Genomic DNA, 19,380 nt, shown 5'->3' on the forward strand with positions numbered 1-19,380 from the left:
CAAGAACGACCCCCCAAAGAGCCTCCCTGCACAGGGGGGCTCTTTGGCCTTCCAGGGCCAGCCAGAGCCCACCGGCCGCCCGCCCCGGCGCCGTAAGCCATGGGGTGGACGCCTCCCAACGGCATCTGTGTGCCAAGGTAGCGGGTGTTGAAGCTCCGCTAGCGAGGAGGGCGTCCGTGGGAGAGCTTGGCATCATGGGCCTGGATCTGGCGAAGTCTGGGTTCCAGGCGCACGGGGCCGCGGCGGACGGGTCGGTCGTGTTCCGGCGAAAGCTGACCCGGCCCCAGGTGCTGAGGCTCTTTGCGGAGTGGCCGCGCGGCACGGTGGCGATGGAGGCCTGCGCGAGTGCGCATCACTGGGCACGGGCCGTCGCGTCGCTGGGGCATGCCGTGAGGCGGATCCCGCCGGCTTATGTCAAACCGTATGTGAAGCGACAGAAGAATGACATGGCCGATGCGGAGGCCGTTGCCGAGGCGGCGTCGCGGGCCACGATGCGGTTTGTGGCGGTGAAGACGGAACCGAGCCAAGCGGCGGCGATGGCCTACAGCAGCCGCAACCTGCTGGTCCGTCATCGTTCAGGGCCTCCGCCTCGCGGCTGGGCTGAGGACGAGGACGCCGCGGACACGCTGGTGCCATGCGCCCGGCCGGCTCGGCGTCACGGCCATGGCCGAGCGGATGGCGATCCCGGCGAAGTGGCTCCACGTGCAGATCCGCGCCGGCCGCATCCTCCTCGACCCACAGCCCAGCGGCGCCTACCTCTTCGACGACACCCCCGAGGTGATCGCCAGCCTGCACGCCCTCCGCGAACGGACCGTCGAGCAGGTCGACCTGAGGGCACATCTGCCTGCCCAGGAGGGGCACCAACATGGATGATCGCACGAGGGCATAGACTGGCAGGTGCCGCAGCGGAGCTGGCAGCCTCTGACGGCCGGATAGACGGTGAGAGCGGAGTGAACGGAATTCCTTCACTAAAGCCGGCCGGATAGCGTTGCGCCATGCTGGAGCGAGCCGTTGTCCGCCATTGGTCCGAGGACAATGGCGAGCGCTCACGCGCTGCCGCACGACCCTGAGAACCTGCGGGCCTCTGCGGCGCGGCTCCTGGCCGAGGTCAAAGCCCAGGCGATCCTGATCGAGAAGCTGCGCCATCAGCACGCCGGCCACCGCGTTCACCGGTTCGGCGCCTCGTCAGAGACCGCCGAGCAGTTGCAACTGGCGCTCGAGACCAGCGAGATCGCCTCGGCCGCGATGGCGGCGAAGCTGCGGCTTCCGGATGTGGAAGAGACGGACCTGCCCAAACGCCGTCCGATCCCCGACCACATCCCGCGCCAGAAGGTCGAGCTCACGGCGGCGAGCGACTGCTGCGCCGGCTGTGGTGGAGCGTTGCGGCGCCTTGGTGAGGACGTGACGAAGGAGCTCGAATACGTCCCCGGCCGGTTCAGCGTAAACCGCATCGTGCGCCCGAGGCTGGCCTACTCGGGCTGCGAGCGATTCGCCCAGGCGCCGCTGCCATTGCGACCCATCGAGCGAGGCTGTCCGGGTCCTGGCCTTCTCGCCCATGTGCTTGTCAGCAAGTATGCCGACCACCTTCCGCTTCTGTGATCGAGCGGGTTGGGTCAAGCATCCGTCGAGCAGGTCCTTGCTTCTGTCCGTGGTCGGCACGCCGCCACAAGATGCGGACTATGGTGGGGCGGGAGGCTTTTAATCTGTACCTCGTGCTCATGGCGACATGGGCAGATGCGGCCTCATCCCGTCCTTCGTCCCTGCTCGGGACACCGACCGCCTCCATGCGGCTGCGGATCGGATCGGCAGCGGCCCTCCAGCTAGGCGGGACGCGCGGTAAGGTCTGTTGTCGTCTCATGCCCGGGCGAAGTTCCTGGCGTAGGCCGAATCCTGCGGCGTCGCCCAGAAGGCGGTGGCGGACTTCCACATGGCCAGCAGCATGGTGCGCCCCCGATCGTCGCCGGCTTCCGTGATCCGCCCGACGAGGTCGGTGTTGCCCGACTGCCATCGGCGAGGGGTCAACCCCAGCCATGCACCGACGTCGCGCGTTCGCCGGAACCGGTTGGGATCATCGACCGCGCTTCGGAAGCTCAGGGCGACCACGACGCCTACGCCGGGCGCAGTTATCAGCAGGCGCGTCACCGGGTCCGACTTGGCCAAGGCGACAAGACGCCCGTCGACGCTGCCCATCTCATCGAGCAGGAGTGCGCGCACGCGCAGCATGGCTTCGACGATCTGCTCGAGAACGCCGTGGCCCACCACCAATTCCCGCGCCCGGACCGCCCAGTGGGGCCGGGCCACGGGGCCCATCTTCAGGCCGAAGTTGCGCAAGGCGGCGCGTAGCGAGTGCTCCGTCGCGGTGATCTTCTCGACCAGGAACGCGCGCGCCGTCAGCAGGGCCCGCGTCTCCTGGGCATCGAGCGACTTGACATGCACGCACTTGAACCAGCCCAGGCGGACGAGCTGCGCGATCCCGCGGGCGTCGTTGCGATCCGTCTTCACCCGCATCGCGGCAAACGCGGCGCGCACATGGCGCGCCTTCATCACCGAGACGGCGAAGCCCTCCTTCGTCAGCACATTGAAGAGCCACTGGGAAAGGTTGCCGGTCTCCAAGCCCACATGCTGGCTTCTGCGCCCCTGATGCCGGATCGCCCTCGCGATCACCCCAGGCTCGCTGGCGCATCGCCCTTCCTTCACGATGCGGCCGCCTTCGTCGATGATGCAGAGATGCGTCTCATCCAACGACACGTCGAGACCCACAAAGAACTCCATGGAACGAACTCCCTGCATGCTGATGACGGCGCCCATTGTCGCGAGAGCCGTCCCTGGCGCGTAGCCCGATCAGCGCATCTCTCCAGGCAGAGCCAGATCTTCGAGCGCGACGGCCTCGATCTCGACCGCTCCACCTCGGCGGACTGGGTGGGCAAGTCCACCGCGCTCCTCGAGCCCCTGGCCGATGCCATCGGGCGGCATGTGCGGTCCGGCGAGGCGATCTTCACCGACGACACGCCCGTGAGCATGCTCGCGCCCGGCACCGGCAAGACCCAGACGCCCCGGCTCTGGACCTATGGCCGCGACGAGCGTCCCTGGGGCACCAACACGCCCTCGGCGGCCCTCGCCATGGTCCTCGGGCCCGTGGCGGACCCTGGCTCGATATCGCTTCTCCGGAGATCGCAAGGGCCGGCACCCGAAGGATCACCTGACCGGCTTTGAGGGCTGGATGCATGCGGATGGGTACGCCGGCTTCGAGGATCTCTACCGCGCCGGCAGCGTCCACGAGGTGGCCTGCATGGCCCATGTCCGGCGCAGGTTCGTCGACATGCATCAGGCCCAAGGGTCGGCCATCGCCGAGGAGGCCATCGGGCGGATCGCCCAGCTCTACGCCGTCGAGGTCGAGGCCCGCGGCTCGCCACCGGAACGCCGGGCCGAGATCCGGCAGGCCAAAGCCAAGCCGGTCTTCGAAGCCCTCGAGACCTGGCTTGTCGCCCAAGCGCCGCGAGGCGCGCCGCCTCGGGACGGGGGCGCTGTGACCAGAGTCCATTCTTGGATCGGCAGTTGGCCGACGTTCATCTCCAATTTTCCAAACAGATAATTGTGGCCGATCGTCGTTGGGCTAGGCAGGATGCCATGACGTTGGCACCTTGAATCTTCCGATAGGCACGAGTCCCGATTGGCAGCACATGGCTCGTTCTTGGTGACGTCGATGCGGCCCTTGCCTGAGCTGGGCGGGATGGCATGGCGCTTCACGCATCGTAGGACTGGGGCGGATGTGGTCGTCGTGGCGAACGAGGATCCGAACATGCTGTTCGCGATCACCTTTCCCACCCTGCCCGTGGATGACACGGGGGCAGCCCACATTCTGGAGCACCTCGTTTTCCGTGGGTCGCGCACCTATCCTATGCCCCGGCCTTTCGCCGGCCTGCTTCAAGGCTCACTCCTGACCTATCTCAACGCGACGACGGGCCCTGACCGGACCAGCTATCACCTTGCGAGTCAAAGCAAGGCCGACATGGGCAACCTGATCGACGTCATGCTGGACGCCGTCCTGCGGCCTTTGCTTCGAAAATCGGCCTTCGAGGAGGAGGCCTGGCACCTGTCTCTGGACGAGCCCCTTGGGCAGCCTCGGTCTGGCGGCGTCGTGCACGCCGAGATGAGGGGCCACTTCGCCATCCCTGGAAATCGTCTCCTGGAGGAGACGAGGGCGGCCCTCCTCCCCGGAACGGTTTATGCCAAGGCCTACGGAGGCGCACCAGGAGCAATCCCGGACCTGACCCACTCCGATCTGCTGGCCTTCCACCGGCGTCACTACCACCCCTCCAATGCCCTGATCTTTCTGTGGGGCGCCCATGACATCCAGACCCGGCTCGATCAGATCGCCCGGCATCTCGATACGTTCGACCGTGGAGAGCCGACGCCACGGGTGGACGCTCCATCGGCGTTCAAGGTCCCGCGGTCCGTGCGGCTCCGGCTCGGCCAGCTTGCTCCGGGCGGACTTGGCCTCATGGCGATGAGCTGGGTCTTGCCAGCCGATGTAGGTTCGTTGGGCCCCCTCGGTCGTGAGCTGATGACGCTTCTCCTGTCCGGACGGCCGGACAGCCCCCTGCCGGAAATCCTGCGCACCTTGGGGCAGGGACGGATCCTGGCCGGGACGCCCAGCTTGCAAGCTTTGCGGCAGCCTGTGATCACCATGGGGTTCGAGGCGATCGACCCCGGGCAGGTCGGACGGGTCAAGGAGGCTATCCTGTCCCAACTGGACCTGTTCGCTCGGCAGGGTTTCGAGGCTGGCTGCCTGGAACAGGCGCTGGACCTGCTCGAGTTGCGTCTGCGCGAGAATGTCTCCGGCCCTCGGCCGCGTGGGCTGGTCGTCCTCGACCGGATCCTCGGAGCATGGCGGCATGGGGCCGATCCGATCGACTGCCTGAATCATGGGCCGGCTCTGACGCGGCTTAGAGCCCGTGTGACCGGCGGACAGGATGCCCTGCGGGAACTGATCCGGACGGATCTGGTGGACAACCCGCACCGCGTGACGCTCTCACTCGAGCCGGGCCCAGCCGAGCCCGACACCGAGGCGGAGCGTCTCGCGGCGCTTGGGCGACAACTGTCGATGACCGAGCGCAAGGCGCTCGCCCGCAGGACGGCGGCACGGCGCAAACAAGCTGGGCCCACTGGAGCCACACCTCACGGCCTGCCTGTCCTGTCCCGGGCCGAACTTCCCCATGACATCACCCGTGTGCCGACCCAGGCCCGGGGGCCGGTCCTGCTGATGGACCTGGGGGAGGTCGGCCTCGTGCGGGCCGACCTGACCATGGATCTGGGCGGCCTTTCACCCGACGGGCTCGGTTATGCGCCGGTGTTGGGACGCTTGATGGTCGAAGGCCGAGGCAACGCCCCGACCGACCTGATCCACGCGGAGGTCTGGAGCCGGGCCGGCCCACGGCGGTCGGCCGCCGGCCTGGTGCTGCGCGGCAAAGGACTCGCCGAGCGGAAGGACGAACTGATCTGCCGCATGGCCGAGATGATCGGGGCCGAGTTCGCGCCAGAGCCTCTCCGGGTGGCGGCGATCCTCTCGGAGGAGATCTCGCGTCAGGAGGGCCGTCTCCTGTCCGCGGGGCATCAGGTGGTGAACCTCCGCCTCCGCGCGAGCAACGGCCTTGCGGGGGCCATGGCCGATCGGCTGGATGGTCTTGGCCAGCTTGGGTTCCTGAAACGCCTCAAAGCCAGGATGGCGACGTCGCCGGACCGGGTCCTCGATGAGCTTCGGAGCCTTCGATCCCGCCTGCTTGCCGCCTCGCGCCTGACGCTGGGCCTGTCGGGCTTGGACGATCCGAAGCCGGGCCGGATGCTGATCGCGGCCGTGGCCCGACCGGATGACCCCCGTGCGCCCCGTCCCCAAGAGAGCACGGGGCCCTCCTGCTCCCGAGAGGCCCATGCCATCCCTCTGCCCGTGCAGGCGGTCGGCTCGGCCGCGGACCTGCCCAAGGTGGGCTTTCACAGGATCGGCGCGGCGCGGATCGGGCTTGGGGCGATTTCAACGGGCTGGTTGTGGGATACGGTCCGCGTGGCTGGGGGCGCCTATGGCACGACGGTCATGTTCGACAGCCAGACTGGCATGGCGAGCTTCCTGTCGTTCCGGGACCCGCACATCCTGCGGACCCTCGACGCTTATGCGCAAAGCGGCGCATGGCTGCGTCGGGTGGTGAACCCGGATCTTCTTGATCGGGCCATGATCGGAGCGGTCGGGGCCTTGGACCGACCGCTTCCGCCGGACAGCCAGGCCCTCGATCTGCTGCAGCGGCATCTGGTCGGCCTGACCGACGACCTCCGCCAGGCGGAACTCGAGGCGGTCCTGTCGGCCACGTCCGAAGATCTGGTCGATCTGTCCCATGCCCTTGATGCGGCCATTCCCGAGGGGCCGGTCGCGGTGCTGGGACCGGACGCCGCCTTGCGGGCGGCCTTGTACCAGCGGCCGGGCGTCTTCCAATTTGCCGAGGATCACGAGGTCAGTGAGGCCACGCCCTCGCGGACCGCGGCGGCGATCTCGGGGTGACCCAGGGAATGGCCGGCCGCTTCGACCATCACCAGGCGCGCGTCGGGCCAGCGGGCGGCCAGGCGGTAGGCGGTCGCCGGAGGGCAGAGCAGGTCGTAGCGTCCCTGCACGATCACCCCAGGCAAGCCGTGTAGCCTGGAGGCGCCGGCGAGGAGATCACCCTCGGACAGGAAGCAGTTATGGAGGAAGTAGTGCGCCTCCATGAATGGCGTGGCCGGAAGAGGGCCGTCCTGGGCCTGTGGCAAGGAGGTTCGCGGGGGAACGAGCTCGGACAGGGCACGCTCGATATGGAACCATCCCCGGGCAGCGGGCGCGTGAACGCCCGGATCCGGGTCGAGGATCCGTCGCCAGAGGGCCGGGAGGGGATCGTGGCGATCCTCGGGGGGCACGAGGTCGAGAAGGGCGTCGCGAAGCGCAGGGTGGAATGCCTGAAGGCCCGCGCCAAAGGCCCAGTCGATCTCCGCCCGGGTGCCAAGAAAGGTCGCCCGTAGAACGAGGCCCGTGATGCGGTCCCTGTGCGCCTGGGCATAGGCCAGGGCCAGCGTCGCCCCCCAGGAGCCGCCCACGAGGAGCCAGCGTTCCAGCCCCAGGTGCTCGCGGACACGTTCGAGGTCCATCAGGAGGTGCTGGGTGGTGTTGGCGTGGCGCGCGCGGGACGGCAGACTCCGGCCCGCGCCGCGCTGATCCACGAAGATCACGCGGTGGCGCGAGGGATCGAATAGCGTGCGCTGCCCGGGGTTGCAGCCGCTGCCCGGTCCGCCATGCAGGAACAGGACCGGTGCGCCCGCCGGGTGGCCCCAGGGCTGGACCCAGATCCGGTGCCCGTCGCCCACCTCGAGATGGAACCCCTCGTCCCCGCCGTCCATCACGCGGGTCCGGCCTCCTCGGTCCCGCCCGAGAGGTTGCGATAGATGAACCGGTTGCGCTCCTCGCCGGCCTCGGTTTCGGCGAGGGCGAAGATGTGGTCGTGCAGGGGTGACTTGGCGCAGGCCGGGTCGGTGCTGCCCGCCGATCCGGTCAGGGCGAAGGCCTGGCAGCGACATCCGCCGAAGTCGGCCTCCTTCCATTCGCAGCTCCGGCAGGGCTCGGGCATCCAGTCCGTGCCGCGATAGATGTTGAGCGCCTTCGAATGCTCCCAGATCCAGGCCAGCGGGCGGTCGCGGACGGAGTCAAACTCAAGGCCGGTGATCGTCTCGGCGGCGTGGCAGGGCAGGACCTTGCCGGAGGGCGAGATGTTGAAGAACTGCCGTCCCCAGCCCCCCATGCACTGCTTGGGCCGCTTGGCGTAGTAGTCGGGGATGACGTAGTCGATTTCCAGCACGCCCCTGAGACGGTCGCGGGCGGCCTCGACCGTCGCGGTGCAGTCCTCGACCTGCGCGGGGGTGGGCATCAGGGCATGGCGGTTCTTCAGCGCCCAGCCGTAGTACTGGACGTTGGCGACCTCCAGCCGCGAGGCGCCCATCCCGACCGCCATGTCGATGATCGCGGGAAGCTGGTGCAGGTTCTGGCGGTGCATCACCGCGTTGACGGTCAACGGGAGGTCCAGGTCGCGCGTCCAGCGCGCGGCCTCCAGCTTCCTGGCATGGCCGCCCCGGTAGCCGCCGACTCGGTCGGCCAGCGCGGGCTCGGCGCCTTGGACGCTGATCTGGACGTGACAAAGGCCAGCCTCGACCAGCGCCGCCAGCTTGTCGCGCGTGAGCCCCACGGCAGAGGTGATGAGGTTGGAGTAAAGGCCGGCCTCGGTCGCCCGGGCGATCATCTGGCCCAGGTCGCGCCGGGCCGTGGGCTCCCCGCCCGAGAAGTGGATCTGGAGCACGCCCAACTCGGCCAGCTCGTCGATGACCCGCAGCCAGTCGGCGGTGGGCAGCTCGTTCGAGCCCGGCTCCATCGCCAAAGGGTTCGAGCAGTAGGGGCACTGGAGCGGGCAGCGATGCGTGATCTCGGCCAGAACGGCGAGGGGCAGGCCATGGCTGCGACCCGTATCCTCGCCCGCCCGGGACACGAGCTGGATGTCGGCGGCGTGGTCCTCAGGCATGGCGCGGCTCCGTGACGGCGAGGAAGCCCTTGTCGGCGAGATCCTGAAGCAGCGCGATGCTGTCGGCGAGGATCACGTCGACGGCGGCGTGGTAGGTCTGGGCCAGGTCGGTGGCGATGTCGCGGACGCTGCGGGCGCCGTCGACGCGGGACAGGACGGCCACGGCGGTGTCGTCGGGCACGAGCACCCGCTCGGGCACCAGGATCAGCCAGCGGTCGCGGGCCTTGTCGTGGCGCAGCTTCACGTGGCGGGGCAGGCGGGGCACGCTCTCGGGGGCGATCTCCGGTCGCATCAGGACGCCTCCGGCCGGAACGCGCCCGGCGGCACGTGGCCCAGCACATAGGCGTGGTGGAGCGCGTCCTGCTGGACCCAGAGGCAGTCGGTCTTGAAGGTCAGCGCATCGCAGACGGCCTGCCGCTCCTCGGGGGTTCGGGCGTTCTCGCGCACGTAGCGGAGCGCGAAGTCGGCGTCGCGGGGCGCCTGATCGAGCCGCCGCTGGAAGTAGGTCATCACTGACGGATTGATGAAGTCGTAGTGCCTGAGCATCCCGGCGATCCGCTCCTCGTGCAGCGACGGCGCGAAAAGCTCGGTCAACGAGGAGGCGATGGCCTCCAGCGGCGTGCGGTCGCGGACGAAATGGACATAGGCGTCGACGGCGAAGCGCGTGGCGGCGAGGATGCCCCGGGTGGACTCGACGTAGGTGCGGTCGAGGCCCAGGCCGTCGGTCAGCTTGAGCCAGCGCTCGATCCCGCCTTCGGTGTCGAAGAAGCCGTCGTGATCCTCGATCCGGTGCCGCCATTCGAGCCGGAGCTGGCGGTCGCGGAAGCGCGACAGCACCACCGCGTCCTTGATGGGAATGGAGCTCTGGTAATAGTAGCGGTTCAGCGCCCAGGCCTGCACCTGCCCCTTGCCGAGCTTGCCCCCGTGCAGGAGCTTATGGAACGGGTGCAGCGAATGGTAACGCGTGGCCCCGATCCAGCGCAGCCGCCGTTCCATCGCGTCGGCGCTGTCGAGCGGCTCGTCCGGTTCGGCCAGGATGGGCGATTGATGGGTCATGAGAAGGTGCTCCCTGCCTGGGGGACGATCCAGCCGGCGGCCTCGGCCGCCATGCGTTCGGGCGAATCCGGCCGCAGCACCGGGTTCGAGTTGTTGACGTGGATGAAGATCTTCTGGCGGATGCCGAGCGGCTCCAGGGCGGCGATCGAGCCGTCCGCCCCCGAGATCGAGATGTGCCCCATGCGCTGGCCGGTCTTGGCGCCCAGGCCCGCGCGGATCATCTCGTCGTCGGTCCAGAGCGTGCCGTCGAAGAACACGGTGTCGGCGCCCCGCAGCCGCTCGGCCAGGTCGGGCGTGACGCGGGCGCAGGCCGTCACGACATGGGCGGTCCGGCCCCTGGCGCGGAAGGTGAGGCCGACCGTGTCGCCCCCCTCGGGCGCGGCGCCTTCGAGATACCACGCCACCTTGCCGGGCACGTCGAAGGCCTCGACGGTGAGGCCCGAGGGCGTTCCGTCGGGTAGGGGAAGGTCCACTGCCTCGCCGGGCGAAAGGGCGCGTCGCGGCACGCGGTCGGGGGGCAGCACGCCGAAGATCGGGTTGGCGGCCAGCGTCCCGAGCACCTTGGGCGGCCCCCAGATGCCGAAGGACGAGCCTTCGCGCATCGACAGGAGCCCCGCCACGGCGTCGACCTCGGCGTTGGTCAGGACCACTCCGGCGATGGGCGTGTGGCGCAGATGCGCGGGGTCGGGATGCAGCGCAGGCGTGGCGGTCACCTGGGCGCGCAGGTCGGGCGAGGCGTTCACGAGGAACCAGTGCCGCCCGTCCGCGCTGACCGCCAGCGAGGCCTGCCCGCTCTGCAGTCCAGGGTCGTGCCGGGCGGCCCGGCAGATGCCGCAGTTGCAGTTCCACTGCGGCACGCCGCCGCCTGCCGCGACGCCCAGGACGATGATCTTGGGCATCACATCCTCCCTCGCCGCGGCAGGACGTAGGTCACTTCGTCTTTGCGCAGGCGTACATGTTGATTTCCATGCCGACGGGCACTTCGACGACGGTGGGGGTCTTCCAGGCCATGTGATGCTCTTCCCTAGCTACGGGCCCCGTTCGGTGGAGCCGCGTGGTGGCGCAGGCGACGTTCCTGCCCCTTCAGGCTAGGTGGCGCATCTGACAGGGCGCAATCTATGGGCGTCATAAGCTCGGCCTATCGGGCCATCCGGGCTTCCCGCTGCGCGAGGAATGGCGGGGCATCGGCCAGGGGCGGAAGCCGGAGGCGTGACCCGGCCTCCCGCAGGGCAGCAAGCAGGCCCGCATAGGGCTCCTGCGTGCGGCTGTGGGCTGGAAACATCGCCACGATCCGGCGTGGCTCGATCCCGGTGCGATGGAGACGGACGCCGTCCAGCGGCGTGGCTCCGGTCATGGCGCTGAGCGCGGGCACCACGCCGACACCGAGACCGCTCCGCACCATCTCGATGACCAACTCAAAGCTCCGCGCCTGGGCCGCGAGGCGGTTGCCAGGGAGGATCTGGTCGTACCAGTCCTGGAGGCGCTGGGAGTGCTGGGTCCCGAACGCGAACTGGATCGTGCCATGGAGCATGTCGCGGTCGGCGGCCGTCAGGTCCCGCATCGGGTCCTGCACGTCCGAAAGGTCCAGTCCCGCCGGCACAGCCAGCACGTAGGGGTCCTCGGCCACCAACTCCTGGCGGAAGCCGCTGGCCGCCTCGGCGACCGCGTTCGCCGGCAGAAGGCCCAGGCTCGCGCGGCGGGCGTAGAGGAGGTCGAGGATCTCGGCCGGGGCGGCTTCGATCAGGTCGAAGTCGATCTGCGGCTGCTCCGCGCGCAGGGCGCGCAGCACCCCGGGCAGGACGCAGCGCAGGGCCGACGACACGCCCGCGATCCGGATCGTCCGGGCCGCTGGCCGTCCGGCCTGCGGCAGGCAGTCCTCGAACTCCTGCAGGCTCCGCAGGACCGCCTCGGCCCGTCCAAGGATCGACGTGCCCAACTCGGTCAGCGCCATCGCGGTCGGGGTGCGGTCGAAGAGCCGCCCCCCGATCACCGCCTCGAGGCTCGCGAGCTGCTGGGACAGCGACGGCTGGGACAGGCCCAGCAGTTTGGCGGCTTTGGTCAGGGAGGTCGTGTGGGCGATGGCCCAGAAGACCTGCAGGCGCCGGATCGTGATCTCCCCGGCGATGCGGGGCTCGAGACGCAGGGAGGGCGGAGTTTCGGCGGCGGTCGCCTCTGCCGCCACCGAGGTCTTGGCAAGCCGCATCGTCTCTCTCCTTCATGGTCGGGAGCAAGTGGTGCTTGGACACACCTAGCTTCTTTGGATCGTAGGAGTGGGAGGTGGGTCGTATATTCGACCTTTGGCGAACATGTCGGCATCCGCGCAGTTCGGACCTGCAAAGGTCGTACGGTGGGGCAGGCCCCTGTGCGGGCTGGATCGGATGCGGGTCCGGTCCATGGCAAAGCGCAGCCAAGGCGTTTCCCCCGAACAGATTTTCCTCAGCGCGGCTGACCCGCCACGCGGCCTGCCGAGCTGGACGCGGGTTCAGTGACCTCTGCCGTGGTCCGATCCCGCCGACCCAGCGCCTGCAGAACGTCAAGCTCGGCCTCGGCCTGGCATGGGCGTCCGCGGCTGGACCGCGCGGACGAGGCTTCAGGAAGGGGTCGGAGCCGCGCCTTGCCGCGTCCACCCATGTAGCGGTAGCTGATCAGGAATCCTCCTGGCGGCCGGGATGGAGCTGCCGTGCGCCTTCACCTAGCGCCGCCACCAGCGCCACCCCGATGATGATCGACCCGACCGTCGCCCAATCCGGCTTCAGGCCGCCGAGCGTGATCAGGAGAGTGGTGGCGGCGGCCGGAGGGTGCTGGGCGGATATGGTGAGTTGCAGCGCAACGGTGGCCCCGATGGCCAATGCCGTGGCCGCCACCCGTCCGATCGTGAGGACGCCCGAACTCAGCGCCGGAGGGTCGGACTGCGCGTGCAGGAGGTACAAGGCCCCGAAGCCCGCCGCGACGCCGATGGCGTGTCCTGCCAACGTGTTCCAAAGCCGCGCCGAGGGCTGGTCGGGCGTGACCGCCTGAAGAAAGATCGTCGGCCCAAGGCTCGGGAAAAGCCAGGCCTGACCGGCCCAGTGGCCCAGGAGGCCGATGATTCCCATCACCGCTGCCGAGAGGAGCGCCGCATAGGTTGGCGCGACCGCCGGATGTCGTATCACGACGGCACGACCAGCGTCTGCGGCGCAGCCTGGCGGCAGCGGGCGAACAGCCACTCGCGCTGGCGGTCGTTGTGGTCGCGGATGCCCGCCACCGTCGCCTGCAATTCCTCGTCCCGCAGCGCCGTCGCCGCCTGATCCAGGATCGCCGCCGAGATCAGGCTCTCGCTGGCCAACAGGAACAGGTCCTGCAGGTCGCGCAGGAGATCGAACGCCGCCGAGCTTCGCCGCACCAGCAGCGCCTTCTCCAGCCGCTCGGGCTCGCCCTCCCGCCGCTCGCCGTACTTGGCGACAAAGGGGCGCAGCGCCTCGACGGCCTGCCGCGACCAGTCCGCCATCATGGCGCATTCGCTGGGCATGTCCGGCGTCTTGGCGTGCGTCTCGCCCGTCTGCTCGAAGGCGCGGGCCAGCAGGTCCTCGCTTTCCAGCAGAAGGCCGATGTAGTCGGGCAGATGCGCGCGCGGCGGCGACACCGCGCCCGCGACCGCCCCGGCGGCGTCGCTCAGCCCTTGTGTCACCGTCTCGACCGTGGCGGCCAGACGCCCGGGCGCGGGCGCGGCCTCGGGGTGCAGGTCCACCGGCTCGGGCTGCCGCGTCGTGGGGGCGTCGATCTTCTCCAGCCGCACGGCGGAATGCTTGAAGTGCGGCTGCTTGGAGATCGGGTCCCAGTCGAACAGCGTCATCTCGTTGGCGGCCCGCGCCCGACCGGGATTGTCCCAGTACCCGAAGTGGAACGGAATGAATAGGTGCCCGGGCTCGATGTCGCCCACCCGCGCCGGGGCCTCGGCCGACCCGCGGCGCGAGGTGACCCGGATCCAGTCGCCGTCGCCGATTCCCAGCCGCGCCGCGTCCTCCTCCGACACCTGCACGAAACCGTCGGGCGCCGCCTCGCGCAGCGCCCGCGCCCGCCCCGTCTTGGTGCGCGTGTGGAAATGGAACACGAGCCGCCCGGTGGTCAGCAGGAAGGGATAGGCCTCGTCCGCCTGCTCGGTCGTGGGGATGTAGTCGGTGGAGCGAAGCAGCGCCCGCCCGTTCGGGGCCAGCGCGCGGAACTTCTGCTCTCCCTGTGGCGCGCCGGTGTCGAGGTCCTGCCCGAAGGACTCGCAGTAATCGGGATCGGTGGCGAAATGCAGGTCGGTGTACATCCGCACCGTCCCGTCCGGATAGGCGTCGTTGCAGGGCCAGGGGATGCCCGAGCCGCCCGTCAGCTTGGCATAGCTCAGGCCGGTGTAGTCGCAGGGCCGCCCGCGCGTGCATTCCTTCCAGGCCTCGAAGGCCCCCTCGGCGTCCGACCACTTGATGAGCGGGGCGCCGTCCTTGTCCCTGAAATCCATGCGCCGCGCGAAGTCGAGGAAGATGTCGAGGTCGGACCGCGCCTCGCCTGGCGGGTCGATGGCCTTGTGGTTCAGGTGCACGACCCGGCTCACGTTCGTCGAACAGCCGGTCTTCTCGCCCCAGATCGCCGCGGGCAGCACCACCTCGGCCAGCTGCGCCGTTTCAGTCATGAAGGCGTCCTGCACCACCACGAACAGGTCGCGCTTTTCCAGGATGCGGCGGATGCGGCCCAGGTCGGGCATCGACACCGCCGGGTTGGTCGCCTGCACCCACAGCATCCGGACCGAGCCCGTCTCGCACAGGTGGAACAGCTCCAGCGCATGGGTGGGCGGCGACCAGTGCGGGATCGTGTCCATCTCCACGTTCCAGATCTCGGCCAGCTCCCGCACGTGCTCCTTGTTGCCCCAGTTGCGAAAGCCCGGCAGGTCGCCGTCCGCCCCGGTCTCGCGCGTGTTCTGCGCCGTGGGCTGGCCGTTCATCTGCAGGATGCCGCAGCCCGGCCGCCCGATCCGCCCGAGGAGGAGGTTGACGTTGTTCACCTGGCAGGCCGAGGCCGTGGCCTGGTTCGACTGGTAGACCCCCTGCAGCACGGTCGACACGAGCCCGCGGGATGTGCCGATGATCTCGGCCGCGCGCCGCAGGTCGGCGGCGGGGATTCCGGTGATCTCCTCCACCCGCTCGGGCGGATAGGCGCGGGTGATCCGCTCCAGCTCCTCGAAGCCCAGCGTATGCGCGTCCACGAAGGCACGGTCGACATGGCCTCCCGCGATCAGGAGGTGCTGGAGCCCGTTCAGCAACGCCATGTTGGTCCCGACCTTGGGGGCCAGATGCAGGTCGGCCTTCTCGGCGGTGGGGGTGCGGCGCGGGTCCACCACGATCAGCCGGGGCGGGTTCGGCCCCTCCAGCCGGTCCAGCACCCGCATCCACAGCACGGTGTCGGTCGAGGCGATGTTGTGCCCGACATGCAGGATGCAGTCGGTCACGTCGATGTCCTCGTAGGCTCCCGGCTGCCCGTCGGAACCGAAGGTCTCCTTCAGCGCCGCCGCTGCCGTCGCCGTGCAGAGCCGGGTGTTCCCGTCCATGTGCGGCGTGCCGAGCCCCGCCTTCCCGATCACGCCCAGCGTGTAGTATTCCTCCAGGAACAGCTGCCCCGAGGTGTAGAACCCGATCGCGCCCGAGGTGTAGCGGTCGCGCAGGTCGCAGGTCTTCTCCACGATCAGGTTCATCGCCTCGTCCCAGGTCGCGCGCTCCAGGCGGCCGTGGCGTCGGATCAGCGGATGCGTCAGCCGATCGGCGCTCATGTTGGCCTGCCAGCCGTTCAGGCCCTTGGGGCCCAACCGGCCCTTGTTCACGACGTCCACCCCGCGCCCGCGCACGCCGACGATGCGGTTGTCCCGGACCCCGATATCCACCCCGCAGCCGTTGGAGCACAGCACGCAGGCCGCCTGCACCCAGCGTTCGGGGTTGTCCTCGACCTGCTCGTCGACCCGCACGGGCCAGTCGGCCTCGGGCCCGTGCGGGGTGCGGGGCCCCCAGATGTCGGCGATGCTGTCCCGGGTGGCAGTCATGCGGAAGCCTTCCTTGAAACGGTCGTCGGCATGTCTCCAGGCGGCTGGACGACGCTTGGAGCGCCGCGGCGGGCGGGGCAGCCCACACGGTCCTGCGCAGGCCCGACCCGTCAGCGGTGGGTTGAACGGCTGCCGCGACGGAATGTTCCAGCTCTGGATGCCGCTGATGGCGGAGCGGACAGGCGCGCCGGATCGAGCACCTGTCCGGACCTGCCTTTCCAACGGCCCGAAGGGGCGCGTCAGGCTGGGGCGTTCGGCCCTTGATCCGTCAAGGACAGGCGCTCTCTCGTTCGGTGCTGATCCAAGCTTCCACGCCAACAAGGGGGACACTGGCATGACGCGTCGTTCTGGACTTCTTCTTTCCGTCGCGATGATCGTGGGGGCGCCCGCGCTGGCCGAGGTCACCCTGTCCAGGGGGGCCACGCCCATCCCGGACGGCGAGGCGGTCTCGCCCGGCGACATCACGGTCCGGAACGACCGCCTGGCGTTCACGCTCGCCGTGGAGTCCCAGGCCCCCTGGGGGGTGCCGCGCGGGGTGATCGTGGACCTCGCTCCCGTTCGGGACGGGACGCCGGACCTCGACCGCATCGCCTTTGCCGACTTCATCCCGAACAACTGGTCCGCCTGGCCCAACACCCGCCAGGAGGTCGAGGTGCTGGCCGAGACCCCCGAGCGGGTGGCGATCCGGGTCACGCGCGACTTTGGCGATGCCGACATCGCCACGACCTACACGCTCGATGACGGCTCGGACCGGATCCACCTCGTCACCACCATGACCAACAACGGAGCCACCGATCTGGCGGACCAGATGTCGGGCTTCACGCTCTGGCCCGACAGCGGCTACCTGTTCCCTGTTCCAGGCCTGCAGGGCGTGGGTTCGGGCCCCGCCGAGAAGGCGCTTTCGGACCGGGTGGTCGCCTATGACGCGGACTGGTTCATCGCCCTCCATGCCCCTTACTTCGACCGGGTCGAGTACGATTCGAAGGACCTCTATCTCCTGCACTCCCTCGCGCCGGGCGAAAGCCGCAGCTTCGAGGGATGGCTCCAGGTCGGGCCCTCGGGCGACCTCGCGCCGGTGGTGGCCGCCGAGATCGAGCGGGCAGGGACCGCATCGGGGCGCATAGCCGGGGCCATCGGCTCGAGCCAGGGCCCGATCGAGGACGCCGTGCTCGTGGTGGAGAAGGCGGGGGCGCCCTTCGCCTGGACGATGACGCCCACGGGCAGCTACGACATCGCGTTGCCGGAAGGGGACTATACGGTCTACGCGACGGCCGAGGGTTACTCGCAGTCGCCGGCCCGGCAGGTGACCGTCTCGGCGAACGGCACCAGCACGCTCGACGTCGACACGCTTCAGCCGCCCGGGACGGCGTCGTTCTCCGTCACCGGCTCCGACGGCGAGCCGCTCGATGCGCGGATCGGCATCACGCAAGGGCAGGCGCCCCTTGTGGAGTTCCTGGGACGGCGGACGTTCTTCACCGGGCTCGACCAGCCCGGCCAGGCCGAGGCGGCCCTGGCGCCGGGAGAGTACGTCTTCACGGTGGGCCATGGCGCGGGCTTCCTCGGAGCGGGGCAGGAGGTCTCGGTCACGGTTCCCGCCGGCGAACGCGTGGACGTCCCGGTGACGCTGGAGCTCCTGGCGCAGCCCCGCCAGGATGACTGGTACGCCTCGGACATGCACCACCATGCCGACCAGCTTGAGGGCACCACGCCGCCCGAGTTCCTGGCGCGGAGCGAGCTCGCGGCCGGGCTCGACCTGATCTTCGTGAGCGACCACGACTCGACGGTGAACCATGCGGAACTGGCGCGGATCGCCGAAGCGCGCGGCGTCCCCTTCATCCCGTCCATCGAGCTCTCGCCCTCCTGGGGGCATTTCAACGCCTACCCGCTGACGCTGGGTGAGCCGCTTCGCGTCGACACCTCGACCGCCACCGCCGCCGAGATCTTCGCCGAGGCCCGCCGCCTCGGGGCGGATGCGATCCAGTCCAATCATCCGTTCATCCCCTATGGCTACCTGGCCAGCCTGGAGGCGGGCACGGTCCCGGGCGGCTTCGCGCCCGATATCGACCTTCTGGAGATGAATGGGCCGGAGGATGATCTGCGCGTCTTCGAACGGGCGGGCCAGCTCTGGACCCGGGGACAGCGCATTTTCCTTTCGGCCGGATCGGACGTCCACGATGTCTGGACCAGCGAAAGCGGCTCGGCGCGCGCCTATGTGCACGTTCCCGGCGGACTGACCGCCGAGGGGTTCGTCGCGAACCTCAAGGACGGGCACGCCTATGTGACCCGTGGACCGCTGATCGCGCCGTCCGTGCTGTTCGGGTCTGACCTCCGGACCCAGCCCGGGCAGGGAACTCCCGTTTCCTTCGACCTGACGGCCGTGAACGGCCTCGCGCGCGCGACGCTCGTGGGGCCGGGCGGCGAGATCGAAAGCCGCGCGTTCGAGGGGGCGCCGACCCGTGCCACAGCCGAGTTCACCGTCACGTCCGGGACCGAGGCGGGACCGGCGGAAGGCGTGGACTGGGTGGCCCTGACCGTCGAGGACGCCCAGGGCAAGATGGCGTTCTCGAACCCGATCTGGGTCAAGCCGCTGGCCGAGGCGGACGTCCTGCCGCAGGAATGAGGCTGGGGGCCGGGTCCGGTCGTTCGGCCGGCCCCGCCCTTTGTGCAGCCCGCAGGTCCGGCAAAGCCAGGTTCCGGCGGCCCAGCCCCGCCGGTTCCCGCAGGGTTGGCTTACCGTTCGAGCGCGCCCTTGCCGGCAAGGATCCGGCTCCGCAGCTTGGCGATCCTGGCAATGCTCGTCGCGGCCGTCTTCGCCGAACCCAAAGCGATCGCGTAACTCCGTTGTCGCCCGGGCGTCAGCGCGTGAAAGGCCTCTGCGAGGCCAGGATCGCCGTCCAGCGCCGCGATCAACTCGTCGGGCAGTTCAAGGGCGGCCTCTTCCCTGAGGGGCTTGATGCCCTTTTCCGCATAACCCATCGCTTCGCGCAGGTAGGTCCTGACGACGGTTTCCCGGTCCGCGACCGAACGGGTCCGGTCGAAGCGGATCATGTCGGGATGCCGGGTGTTCGGCCCCTGCCGTTCCAGGACGCCTTCGGGGTCCTTCAGCAGGGCCGCATCGAAGAAGCTGAGGCGGAAGCCGTCACGGAACGCGCCGATGATCGCGATGTTGCGCCCTGCGTGCATGTAGCAGGGGTGCCCCCATTTCACGGTCTCGACCAGTCCCGTGTCCCGGCATAGGCGGCGAAGGTCGCCCAACCCCTGCGCCCAGGCCCGGGCCGAACAGGCCGGGGTGGCAAACCGGTCGCAGCGGCCGCAGCCCTTGGCGAAATAGTCCTCGACGTCGGTGATCATGGGGACCCCAAGGCAAGAGACGGAAACGGCCGATCCCGACGACCGTCGCACATCCGAAGCGACTCAGAGAAGCGCAGAATCCTCGTCCTCGCTGCCTGGGACCAGCGGTGGCGAGGCTCGGTCGCGTCGTGTCCGCCAGCGTCGCCATAGGCCAAGGACGCGGCCTGGGCCGCGCGCCATGGCTTCGGCCCGGCCTCCCGGGGCAAGGCCGGCCGAAAGGCCGCCTCCTGCGGCAGCCGGCCTTGCTGCCTCCTCGTGCCCCTTCTGGCTTTTCTCATCTCCTGATTGGGTCAGGGGGTGTGGAGGACCTGGGCCAGGGCGGCGCGCCAGGTGCGGTGG

17 protein-coding genes and 1 pseudogene are annotated in these 19,380 nt (G+C 69.4%); 7 read left to right on the top strand and 11 right to left on the bottom strand.

Going from position 1 to position 19,380, the window contains the following annotated elements; genetic code table 11:
* Positions 1-176: 176 nt before the first annotated feature.
* The 3 genes and pseudogenes from J3P31_RS21530 to J3P31_RS20965 all read left to right on the top strand — a co-directional run.
* A pseudogene (locus J3P31_RS21530) lies at positions 177-578 on the top strand (IS110 family transposase); the annotation flags it as partial.
* Positions 579-663: 85 nt separating this feature from the next.
* Entirely contained in the window at positions 664-873 is a 210-nt protein-coding gene (locus J3P31_RS20960) for a hypothetical protein (protein ID WP_210530485.1), read from the top strand.
* Positions 874-1,011: 138 nt separating this feature from the next.
* The gene (locus J3P31_RS20965) at positions 1,012-1,599 is read left to right on the top strand and encodes an IS66 family transposase zinc-finger binding domain-containing protein (protein ID WP_210530486.1); all 588 of its coding nucleotides are present in this window, start codon (positions 1,012-1,014) and stop codon (positions 1,597-1,599) included.
* Positions 1,600-1,854: 255 nt separating this feature from the next.
* Here J3P31_RS20965 and J3P31_RS20970 read toward each other — a convergent pair whose 3' ends face one another.
* Positions 1,855-2,808: an IS110 family RNA-guided transposase gene (locus tag J3P31_RS20970; protein ID WP_246849736.1), complete on the bottom strand. Its 954-nt coding sequence runs from the start codon at positions 2,806-2,808 to the stop codon at positions 1,855-1,857.
* Here J3P31_RS20970 and J3P31_RS21700 point away from each other — a divergent pair.
* From J3P31_RS21700 to J3P31_RS20985, 3 genes are all read left to right on the top strand, one after another.
* Entirely contained in the window at positions 2,728-3,213 is a 486-nt protein-coding gene (locus J3P31_RS21700) for an IS66 family transposase (RefSeq protein WP_210530487.1), read from the top strand. The two genes, J3P31_RS20970 and J3P31_RS21700, sit on opposite strands and share 81 nt — an antisense overlap.
* Entirely contained in the window at positions 3,200-3,592 is a 393-nt protein-coding gene (locus J3P31_RS21705) for an IS66 family transposase (protein ID WP_256439189.1), read from the top strand. The genes J3P31_RS21700 and J3P31_RS21705 overlap by 14 nt, the downstream gene beginning before the upstream one ends.
* 111 nt (positions 3,593-3,703) lie before the next feature.
* Entirely contained in the window at positions 3,704-6,547 is a 2,844-nt protein-coding gene (locus J3P31_RS20985) for an insulinase family protein (RefSeq protein WP_210530488.1), read from the top strand.
* Here the strand turns inward: J3P31_RS20985 and pip are convergent.
* The 9 genes from pip to J3P31_RS21030 all read right to left on the bottom strand — a co-directional run bounded on the left by pip (position 6,493) and on the right by J3P31_RS21030 (position 15,690).
* Positions 6,493-7,413, bottom strand: a complete 921-nt coding sequence (gene pip / locus J3P31_RS20990) for a prolyl aminopeptidase (protein WP_210530489.1) — start codon at positions 7,411-7,413, stop codon at positions 6,493-6,495. The two genes, J3P31_RS20985 and pip, sit on opposite strands and share 55 nt — an antisense overlap.
* The gene (gene pqqE / locus J3P31_RS20995; RefSeq protein WP_210530490.1) at positions 7,413-8,582 is read right to left on the bottom strand and encodes a pyrroloquinoline quinone biosynthesis protein PqqE; all 1,170 of its coding nucleotides are present in this window, start codon (positions 8,580-8,582) and stop codon (positions 7,413-7,415) included. Before pqqE ends, pip begins: the two co-directional genes overlap by 1 nt.
* Complete coding sequence (gene pqqD, locus J3P31_RS21000; RefSeq protein ID WP_210530491.1) at positions 8,575-8,874, bottom strand: pyrroloquinoline quinone biosynthesis peptide chaperone PqqD; 300 nt, start codon at positions 8,872-8,874, stop codon at positions 8,575-8,577. The genes pqqE and pqqD overlap by 8 nt, the downstream gene beginning before the upstream one ends.
* Positions 8,874-9,638, bottom strand: coding sequence for a pyrroloquinoline-quinone synthase PqqC (pqqC, locus tag J3P31_RS21005; RefSeq protein WP_246849735.1), 765 nt, complete (start codon positions 9,636-9,638; stop codon positions 8,874-8,876). The genes pqqD and pqqC overlap by 1 nt, the downstream gene beginning before the upstream one ends.
* A complete protein-coding gene (gene pqqB, locus J3P31_RS21010; RefSeq protein ID WP_210530492.1) occupies positions 9,635-10,537 on the bottom strand; it encodes a pyrroloquinoline quinone biosynthesis protein PqqB in 903 nt (300 codons plus the stop codon). Before pqqB ends, pqqC begins: the two co-directional genes overlap by 4 nt.
* Before the next feature lie 31 nt (positions 10,538-10,568).
* The gene (pqqA, locus tag J3P31_RS21015) at positions 10,569-10,649 is read right to left on the bottom strand and encodes a pyrroloquinoline quinone precursor peptide PqqA (protein ID WP_210530500.1); all 81 of its coding nucleotides are present in this window, start codon (positions 10,647-10,649) and stop codon (positions 10,569-10,571) included.
* Between the two features lie 127 nt (positions 10,650-10,776).
* Positions 10,777-11,841: a LysR family transcriptional regulator gene (locus tag J3P31_RS21020; RefSeq protein WP_210530493.1), complete on the bottom strand. Its 1,065-nt coding sequence runs from the start codon at positions 11,839-11,841 to the stop codon at positions 10,777-10,779.
* Between the two features lie 442 nt (positions 11,842-12,283).
* Complete coding sequence (locus J3P31_RS21025) at positions 12,284-12,790, bottom strand: HPP family protein (RefSeq protein WP_210530494.1); 507 nt, start codon at positions 12,788-12,790, stop codon at positions 12,284-12,286.
* The gene (locus tag J3P31_RS21030; RefSeq protein WP_210530495.1) at positions 12,787-15,690 is read right to left on the bottom strand and encodes a molybdopterin oxidoreductase family protein; all 2,904 of its coding nucleotides are present in this window, start codon (positions 15,688-15,690) and stop codon (positions 12,787-12,789) included. Before J3P31_RS21030 ends, J3P31_RS21025 begins: the two co-directional genes overlap by 4 nt.
* A gap of 334 nt (positions 15,691-16,024) precedes the next feature.
* Between J3P31_RS21030 and J3P31_RS21035 the strand changes: the two genes are divergently transcribed.
* On the top strand, positions 16,025-18,310 hold the full coding sequence (locus J3P31_RS21035) for a CehA/McbA family metallohydrolase (RefSeq protein ID WP_210530496.1): 2,286 nt from the start codon (positions 16,025-16,027) through the stop codon (positions 18,308-18,310).
* A gap of 110 nt (positions 18,311-18,420) precedes the next feature.
* Here J3P31_RS21035 and J3P31_RS21040 read toward each other — a convergent pair whose 3' ends face one another.
* On the bottom strand, positions 18,421-19,041 hold the full coding sequence (locus tag J3P31_RS21040) for a YdeI/OmpD-associated family protein (RefSeq protein WP_210530497.1): 621 nt from the start codon (positions 19,039-19,041) through the stop codon (positions 18,421-18,423).
* Positions 19,042-19,380: the final 339 nt, after the last annotated feature.

Source organism: Rubellimicrobium arenae (assembly GCF_017916275.1).
GTDB lineage: Bacteria > Pseudomonadota > Alphaproteobacteria > Rhodobacterales > Rhodobacteraceae > Rubellimicrobium > Rubellimicrobium arenae.

Coding starts and splice junctions, on each gene's coding strand:
- pqqB (WP_210530492.1), bottom strand. CDS start 10,537: ATGCCCAAGATCATCGTCCTGGGCGTCGCGGCAGGCGGCGGCGTGCCG.
- pip (WP_210530489.1), bottom strand. CDS start 7,413: ATGGACGGCGGGGACGAGGGGTTCCATCTCGAGGTGGGCGACGGGCAC.
- J3P31_RS21700 (WP_210530487.1), top strand. CDS start 2,728: ATGCGTCTCATCCAACGACACGTCGAGACCCACAAAGAACTCCATGGA.
- pqqC (WP_246849735.1), bottom strand. CDS start 9,638: ATGACCCATCAATCGCCCATCCTGGCCGAACCGGACGAGCCGCTCGAC.
- pqqA (WP_210530500.1), bottom strand. CDS start 10,649: ATGGCCTGGAAGACCCCCACCGTCGTCGAAGTGCCCGTCGGCATGGAA.
- J3P31_RS21035 (WP_210530496.1), top strand. CDS start 16,025: ATGACGCGTCGTTCTGGACTTCTTCTTTCCGTCGCGATGATCGTGGGG.
- J3P31_RS20960 (WP_210530485.1), top strand. CDS start 664: ATGGCCGAGCGGATGGCGATCCCGGCGAAGTGGCTCCACGTGCAGATC.
- J3P31_RS20970 (WP_246849736.1), bottom strand. CDS start 2,808: ATGGGCGCCGTCATCAGCATGCAGGGAGTTCGTTCCATGGAGTTCTTT.
- J3P31_RS20985 (WP_210530488.1), top strand. CDS start 3,704: ATGCGGCCCTTGCCTGAGCTGGGCGGGATGGCATGGCGCTTCACGCAT.
- pqqE (WP_210530490.1), bottom strand. CDS start 8,582: ATGCCTGAGGACCACGCCGCCGACATCCAGCTCGTGTCCCGGGCGGGC.
- pqqD (WP_210530491.1), bottom strand. CDS start 8,874: ATGCGACCGGAGATCGCCCCCGAGAGCGTGCCCCGCCTGCCCCGCCAC.
- J3P31_RS21030 (WP_210530495.1), bottom strand. CDS start 15,690: ATGACTGCCACCCGGGACAGCATCGCCGACATCTGGGGGCCCCGCACC.
- J3P31_RS21020 (WP_210530493.1), bottom strand. CDS start 11,841: ATGCGGCTTGCCAAGACCTCGGTGGCGGCAGAGGCGACCGCCGCCGAA.
- J3P31_RS21040 (WP_210530497.1), bottom strand. CDS start 19,041: ATGATCACCGACGTCGAGGACTATTTCGCCAAGGGCTGCGGCCGCTGC.